The sequence below is a fragment of the Polaromonas sp. P1_E1_2 genome (assembly GCF_056406035.1).
Genome location: NZ_JBFUAZ010000653.1, coordinates 1 through 2,313, shown reverse-complemented (window position 1 = coordinate 2,313; position 2,313 = coordinate 1). Strand labels below are relative to the sequence as shown.

The following is a 2,313-nucleotide window of genomic DNA, read 5'->3' as shown; positions in this document are numbered from 1 at the left end:
GACGCTACCAGGGTGCTTGCGGCGCGACTATTGGATGAAAAAATGGCCGCTAACCCAATAGCACTGTGCGCAAGCAGCTATCAAAACAGTAGCGCCAGAAAATGCCAATTCCTTGAATCGTTATTCGTTTATTGAGATAAATTAAGAGCGATATATTCTTTTGAGTTTTAACGCTTGCTCCCCACAATGCTTTGATCAGCAATCAAGGAGCACAGCATGACCACTCTCAGACTCGGCGACACCGCCCCCGATTTCACCCAGGACTCCACCGCCGGCAAGATTTCTTTTCACGAATGGGCTGGCGATTCATGGGTGGTGCTGTTTTCGCACCCCGCAGACTTCACGCCCGTCTGCACCACCGAACTCGGCAAGACCGCAGCCCTGAGCAGCGAATTTGCCAGGCGCAACGTCAAGCCCATCGCCATCAGCGTGGATCCGCTGGAGTCGCACGGCAAGTGGGTCAACGACATCAACGAGACGCAAAACACCACGGTGAATTTCCCCATCCTGGCCGATGCCGACCGCAAGGTGGCCAACCTGTACGACATGATTCACCCGAACGCCCTGAGCACCGGCCCCACGGCCACCGTGCGCAGCGTATTCATCATTGACCCGAAAAAGGCCATCCGCACCACGTTTACCTACCCCGCCAGCACGGGCCGCAACTTCGACGAGATCCTGCGCGTGATTGACTCGCTGCAGCTAACTGACGGCTACAAGGTGGCCACGCCGGTGAACTGGAAAGACGGCGACGACGTGATCATCGTGCCCAGCCTGCAGGATCCGGCCGAACTTGCCCAGCGTTTCCCCAAAGGTTTCAAGGCGATCAAGCCGTACCTGCGCGTCACACCGCAACCCAATAAGTAATCAGACGGGTTCACGCGAAGTGCGCTTCATCATCGTCCCTGGCTGGCGCGACTCGGGCCCCGGCCACTGGCAAAGCCTGTGGGCCGAACGCCTGAGCAATGCGGTGCGCGTGCGCCAGGACGACTGGATCACGCCTTCACGCAAGGCCTGGGTGGCCTCGCTGGCCAACACCATCGTGCTGCAGGACGAGCCGGTCGTCATCGTGGCGCACAGCCTGGGCTGCATTGCCACGGCTCACTTGCCGCCTGAGGCGGCAGAGCGTATTCATGGCGCCCTGCTGGTGGCGCCGGCAGACCCGGAGCGGCGTGCCGTGCTGAGCGACTTTGCGCCCGTGCCCTACCAGAAGCTGCCTTACCGCAGCGTGCTGGTGGCCAGCAGCAACGACCCGTATTGCCCGGTGCGCCTGGCGGGTGCCTATGCCCGCGCCTGGGGCAGCGAATTTGTGCGCATGCAGGACGCCGGCCATATCAATGTGGAGTCGGGCCACGGCGAATGGCCGCTGGGCATTGCGCTGTTGCAGTCGCTGGCAGGTGATGCGTCGCTGACGGCGCCCCATCTTGATTTTTCTTCTTTGGCAAATTCTTCGTCTTCTTCTTTTGGGTCCCTGGAAACGGCATGACTTCTTCAAAAATAAAAATAGCCCTTGCAACGCTGGCACTGGCCGCGGGCGCTTCATTCTCCGGCACGGCCTCGGCACAAACGCTTCTGAATGGCTCGTATGACGTGGCGCGCGAGTTTTACAAGGAATACAACGCCGCCTTCATTGCCCACTACAAGAAGACCACGGGTAAAGACATCAAGATTGACCAGTCGCATGGCGGCTCCAGCGCCATCGCGCGTTCCGTGGCTGACGGCCTGGACGCCGACGTGGTGACCATGAACACCTCGACCGACGTGGACTTCCTGGCCGGCGCCGGCGTGGTCGCCAAAGACTGGGCGAAGAAGTTTCCCGACAACGCTTCGCCCACCACGTCGACCATGCTGTTCCTGGTGCGCAACGGCAACCCCAAGGGCATCAAGGACTGGGACGACCTCATCAAGCCCGGCATCCAGGTGATTCTGGTGAACCCCAAAACCGGCGGCAATGGCCGCTATGCCTACCTGGCCGCCTGGGGATACGCGAAGAAGAAGGGCGCCACCGATGCGCAGGCCGCCGAGTTCGTCGGCAAGCTCTACAAAAACGTCCCGGTGCTGGGCAAGGGCGGGCGCGACGCGACCACCGTGTTCCTGCAACGCAATATCGGCGACGTGCTGATCACTTTTGAATCCGAAGTGCTGTCGGTGAACAGGGAGTTTGGCGAAGGCAAGGTGGACGCGGTCTATCCGTCCATCAGCATCGTGGCGGAAAACCCGGTGGCGGTGGTGGAGCGCACCGTGGCCAAGAAGGGCACGGCCGAGCTGGCCAGGGCCTACCTGAACTACCTCTATTCAGACGAAGGCCAGGAG

Annotated in this window: 3 protein-coding genes; all 3 read left to right on the top strand. The window is 60.6% G+C overall.

Translation table 11 applies throughout. The annotated features are described in order from the left end of the window. The first annotated feature begins 216 nt into the window (after positions 1 to 216). Positions 217 to 867, top strand: a complete 651-nt coding sequence (locus AC1D1P_RS21305) for a peroxiredoxin (protein ID WP_477674339.1) — start codon at positions 217 to 219, stop codon at positions 865 to 867. A gap of 19 nt (positions 868 to 886) precedes the next feature. After that, the gene (locus AC1D1P_RS21300) at positions 887 to 1,486 is read left to right on the top strand and encodes an RBBP9/YdeN family alpha/beta hydrolase (RefSeq protein ID WP_477671700.1); all 600 of its coding nucleotides are present in this window, start codon (positions 887 to 889) and stop codon (positions 1,484 to 1,486) included. Next, on the top strand, positions 1,483 to 2,313 hold an 831-nt coding region (locus tag AC1D1P_RS21295), incomplete at its 3' end, for a sulfate ABC transporter substrate-binding protein (protein ID WP_477674338.1). The genes AC1D1P_RS21300 and AC1D1P_RS21295, both read left to right, overlap by 4 nt.